The organism is Gryllotalpicola sp. CP2-P1 (assembly GCF_057512245.1).
On record NZ_JBLRDT010000166.1, the window covers coordinates 1 to 5363 of the forward strand.

A 5363-nucleotide genomic window follows, 5' to 3' on the forward strand; every position below is an offset into this window, starting at 1 on the left:
GCGGCCACCGCGGAACATGCGCGTGCGCGGCGCCCGCGCCGGTCGCCGATGAGCGGCCTTGCTGCCGGTCAGCGCACGCACAGGGGCGAGGGTGTCGTTCGTCACAAGACCCGCCCACACGAGATCCCACAGTGCGGTCTCGAGCGCGGCGTCGTCCTGCGAGCCGACCGCGTCGGAGAGCTGCCGGAAGAAGAACCCGCCGCCCGCGCCCAGCGTCGCGAGCACCTCGCGCTGCAGCTCGTCGGTCTCGAACTCCATCGGCTCGGCGAGCGTCAGCGGCGCGCTCTCGGCGAGGTGGAAGCTGAGCCAGCCGTCGCGACCCGGAATCGTGCCAGCACCGGCCCAGATCACCTCGCCGCTCGCCGTCAGCTCGTCGAGCATGACGGGCGCGTAGTCGGCGACGCGCGCGGGCAGGATCAGCGATTCCCACGCGGATGCCGGCGCGCGCACGCCCGCCAGCTGCTCGATGACGGATGCCACCCCGTCGACACCCTTCAGCGTGCCGGTGCCGACGTGCTGCCACTCGGGCAGGAACCGCGCGAACGCCGACGGCTCGACCGGCTCGACCTCGTGCCGCAGTGCCGCGAGCGAGAGTCGTCGCAGCCGGCGCAGCACGTCGGCGTCGCACCACTCGGCACCGGTCGCGTGCGGGCGGAACTCGCCCTCGACCACGCGCCGCTCATGCGACAGCCGGCGCAGCGTGTCGGTGATGACCGCGGTGCCGAGCCCGAACCGCGCGGCGACCTCGTCCGCGGCGAACGGCCCATGCGTGCGGCCGTAGCGGCCGACGAGGTCGCCCAGCGGGTCGGCGACCGGCTCGATGAACGCCGTCGGCACGCCGATCGGCAGGGGCACCCCGATGGCGTCGCGCAGGCGCGGGGCATCCTCGATGGCGGCGACCCGCTCGATGCCCGCAATCGACACGCGCAGTGCGCGCTTGGCCGCGACGAGCTCGGCGACAGCGGCCTCGACCTCGTCACCCGACCCCGCGAACCGCGCCGCGAGCTCGTCGAGCGACAGCGGCCCGAGCACGCGCAGCAGGTCGGCGACGCCCTCGAGGCCACGCGCGTGCCGCTCTTCGGGCAACCGCTGCAGCTCGCTCTCGACGCGCGAGATCACCGCCGGGTCGAGCAGCTCGCGCAGCTCGGAGCGCCCGAGTAGCTGCGAGAGCAGCTCGGTGTCGACCGTAAGAGCCGCGGCGCGTCGCTCGGCGAGTGGCGAGTCGCCCTCGTACATGAACGCGGCGATGTAGCCGAACAGCAGCGTCGACGCGAACGGCGACGGCCTCTCGCTCGTCGTCTCGACGATGCGGATCTTCCGCTGCTCGATGCGCCGCGCCACCGCCGCGAGGGCGGGTAGGTCGTAGACGTCCTGCAGGCACTCGCGCATCGTCTCGAGGATGATCGGGAACTGCGGATACTTGTGGGCGACCTCGAGCAATTGCGCCGAGCGCATGCGCTGCTGCCAGAGCGGGTTGCGCCGCCCCGGGTCGTACCGCGGGAACAGCAGCGCCCGCTGCGCCGCTTCGCGGAACCGCGCGGCGAACAGCGCCGAGCCGCCGACCTCTTCGGTCACGAGAGCCTCGAGCTCGTCGGGCGCGAAGACGAACAGCTCTGCTCCGGGCGGCTCGGCGTCGGAGTCGGGCAGCCGCACGATGATGCCGTCGTCGGCGGCCAGCACCGCCCCCTCGAGCCCGAGGCTCTCGCGCACGCGCCGCCCCACCGCGAGCGCCCAGGGCGCGTGCACCATCTGCCCATAGGGCGAGTGCAGCACGATGCGCCAGTCGCCCAGCTCGTCGCGGAAGCGCTCGACGACGAGCGTGCGGTCGGTCGGCAGGTGCCCTGTCGCCGTCTTCTGGTCGTCGAGATAGGTCAAGAGGTTTCGGGATGCCCGCTCGTCCAGTCCGTCGCCGGCGAGCCGCGCCACGGCATCCGCGGCGTCGCTCGCGCCCAGCTCGCGCACGAACCCGCCGAGTGCCTCGCCCAGCTCGGCCGGGCGCCCGATGCCGTCGCCGTGCCAGAACGGCACGCGCCCCGGCTCGCCGTAGGCCGGGGTCACCATCACCCGGTCGTGCGTGATCTCGGCGATCTTCCAGCTCGTCGTTCCGAGCGCGAACACGTCGCCGACGCGCGACTCGTAGACCATCTCTTCGTCGAGCTCGCCCACGCGGCGCGGGGCCTTGTCTTCCGCCCCGGCGACCATGAACACCCCGAACAGCCCGCGGTCGGGGATCGTGCCCCCGCTCGTCACCGCCAGCCGGCCCGCGCCCGGGCGGGAGGTGAGGATGCCGCGCTCGCGGTCCCACACGAGGCGTGGGCGCAGCTCGCCGAACTCCTCGCTGGGGTAGCGCCCCGAGAGCAGGTCGAGCACGGCTTCGTATGCCCCGCGCGGCAGCGTCGCGAACGGCGCAGAGCGCCGCACCGTGTCGAACCAGCCGTCGACGTCGACCGGGCCGACCGAGACCGCCGCGACCGTCTGCTGGGCGAGGATGTCGAGCGGATTCTGCGGCACGCCGATCTTCTCGATGAGCCCCGCCCGCATGCGCTCGGTGGCCAGAGCCGACTGCACGAGGTCGGCGCGATGATTGGGGAAGAGGATGCCCTTCGACACCTCGCCCACCTGATGGCCCGCGCGGCCGATGCGCTGCAGCCCGCTCGCGATGCTCGGCGGAGCGGCGACCTGCACCACCAGGTCGACCTCGCCCATATCGATGCCGAGCTCGAGCGAGCTCGTCGCGACCACGCACCGCAGACGACCGGTCTTGAGGTCGTCTTCGATCGCGGCGCGCTGCTCTTTCGACACCGAGCCGTGGTGGGCGCGTGCCAGCACAGGCGCCTCGGTCGACACCCCACCGGTCGTTCCCGAACCGCCGACGAGCTGCGCAGGGAACGATGTCACGGGCTCTGGCTCGTACCCCAGTCGTTCCGCATAGAGCTCGTTGAGCCGCGCGGTCAGCCGCTCGGTCGTGCGCCGCCCATTGGCGAACACGATCGTCGAGCGGTGGGCGAGCACCTCGTCGAGCACGGCCTCGTCGACGTGGGTCCAGATCGTGCCGCCCACTTTATCTCCACCCGGAGCCGTCTGCAGCTCGCGCATGTCGTCGACCGGCACGACGACCCGCAGATCGAAGCGCTTCTGCGATTCGGGCGCGACGATCGTCGTCGGGGTCGTGCCTGAGAGGAACCGCGCCACCTCTTCGGGTGGCCGCACCGTCGCCGACAGCCCGACGCGCTGAGCGGGGCGCGCCAGCAGCTCGTCGAGCCGCTCGAGCGACACCGCGAGGTGCGCCCCGCGCTTCGTCGAGGCCACCGCGTGCACCTCGTCGACGATCACCGTCTCGACCTCGCGCAGGGTCTCGCGCGCACCGGAGGTGAGCATGAGATAGAGCGACTCGGGCGTGGTGATCAAGATCTCGGGGGGATGCCTGAGCAGACGCTGCCGCTCGCTCGAGGGCGTGTCGCCCGACCGCACCCCGACGCTCACCTCGGGTGGGTCGAGCCCGAGCCGCTTCGCGGTCTGCGCGATGCCCACGAGCGGGCTGCGCAGGTTGCGCTCGACGTCGACGCCGAGCGCTTTCAGCGGCGAGATGTAGAGCACCTTCGTCTTCGCAGTGCCGGCCCGCGAAGCATCCGTATGGCTCGAATCGCTCATCAATCGGTCGATCGCCCACAGGAACGCGGCCAGGGTCTTGCCGGACCCCGTCGGCGCGATCACGAGCGTGTTGCGGCCCGACGAGATCGCTTCCCAGGCGCCGAGCTGCGCGGCGGTCGGCGCGCTGAACGCCCCCGCGAACCACTGCCGGGTCGCGGCCGAGAAGCGCTCGAGCGTGTCGGTCATCGTCAGACATTCGATCACAGGGGTCCGACATCGGGCAGGGTGCGGTTCAAGGGCCGTATTGTCTCGGTATGGCAGTGCGTACCCCGGACCCGTACCCCGACGGCCGCCCTGAGGAAGAGGAGCCGCCGAGCTACGGCCCTGCGTGGCTGAGCGATATCGAGCTCGAGCAGATCAGGCACCGTATGCCGATCCTCTACGTCGAGGCCGTTCCGGTGCACGTCGACGGGCTCGGTCGCGTCATCGACATCGGCCTGCTGCTGCGCGGCACGCCGCTCGGCGAGATCACGCGCACGATCGTCTCGGGCCGCGTGCTCTACGGCGAGACGCTGCGCGACGCGCTCTTCCGCCACCTCGAGAAGGACCTCGGACCGATGGCGTTCCCGCAGCTGCCCGCCTCGCCCGTGCCGTTCATGATCGCCGAGTACTTCCCCGCTCCGAGCGAGACTCCGTTCGTCGACGAGCGCCAGCACGCCGTCTCGCTCGCCTACGTCGTCCCCGTGACAGGGACCACGGAGCCCCGGCAGGACGCCCTCGAGCTCACCTGGCTCACGCCCGCCGAGGCGGCATCCGATGCGGTCTGCAACGAGCTCGAAGGCGGCCGCGGAGCCCTCGTGCGAGCGGCGCTCGCCTCGGTCGGGGCCCTGCCCTAAGCGACTCTGACGGCCGAGCGCACCATGCGGATCTCGTGCCCCGTGCCGAACGGCTCGCGACTGCCGTCCGGCACGAACCCGTTGCGACGGTAGAACGCCTGCGCGCGCGGGTTCGGATCGGCGACCCGCAATACGGATGCCCGACCTTCCAGCACCGCGTCGAGAAGCCGTTGGCCCGCGCCGCTGCCGTGGTGCTCGGCGAGCAGGTAAAGGATGTAGAGCTCCCAAGCCCGCGGCGGGCGCTCCCCTTGCGCCGGCCCGGCGGCGGCGATTCCGACGATCCGACCGCCGCGCTCGGCGACGGCTGAGCGCCATCCGTTCGCACGGTCCGCAAGCACGCTCGTCCACATCTGCTCGCGCCGTTCGACGAAGTCGGGCGCATCGAGCGCCTCGTCCGGTACCAGCCCGCGGTAGGTCTCCTGCCAGCCCAGCACATGCACGCGTGCCATGCCGGCGACATCGGCCTGCGTTGCAGCCCGCACCACGATCTCGCTCATGCATCGACGCTAGCGGGTCGCATGTCTCCCTTTTCGTCCTTGTACGAATTGGGGCGAGTCGCCCAATTCGTACGACGCGAAGCAAGTGAGGTGCACGGCCTGCACGTCATGCCCGTGCCGCGCGTGCCGCGCGCACGCGGCCATACAGCGAGAAGTGCCGCGATGGGGCTCCGGTTGAACGGGACCGCCATCACGGCACTTCTCGGTGAGACGCGCAGCGCTTGGGGCGCGCAGCGCGTGGGGCGCGGTGCGCTATCGGCGTGGCGCGCTACGGTCGTGAGGCCCGACGCGGAGCGCGAGAGCGCCCGGCAGCCGACCCGCCGACATAACCGCCCTGGCCGCCGGTTGAGGTCGAGTAGCTGGTCGTCGAGCCGCCGCG

3 protein-coding genes are annotated in these 5363 nt (G+C 71.8%); 1 reads left to right on the forward strand and 2 read right to left on the reverse strand.

Features of this window, described 5'->3' with window-relative positions:
- The coding region (locus tag ACM2XV_RS11730; RefSeq protein ID WP_487027048.1) for an ATP-dependent helicase at positions 1 to 3837 on the reverse strand (3837 nt) is incomplete at its 3' end.
- Positions 3838 to 3905: 68 nt separating this feature from the next.
- Here ACM2XV_RS11730 and ACM2XV_RS11735 point away from each other — a divergent pair.
- Positions 3906 to 4487: an NUDIX hydrolase family protein gene (locus tag ACM2XV_RS11735; protein ID WP_344776506.1), complete on the forward strand. Its 582-nt coding sequence runs from the start codon at positions 3906 to 3908 to the stop codon at positions 4485 to 4487.
- On the opposite strand, the gene ACM2XV_RS11740 is transcribed toward ACM2XV_RS11735, so the two are convergent.
- A complete protein-coding gene (locus tag ACM2XV_RS11740) occupies positions 4484 to 4984 on the reverse strand; it encodes a GNAT family N-acetyltransferase (RefSeq protein WP_487027049.1) in 501 nt (166 codons plus the stop codon). The two genes, ACM2XV_RS11735 and ACM2XV_RS11740, sit on opposite strands and share 4 nt — an antisense overlap.
- Positions 4985 to 5363 lie beyond the last annotated feature (379 nt).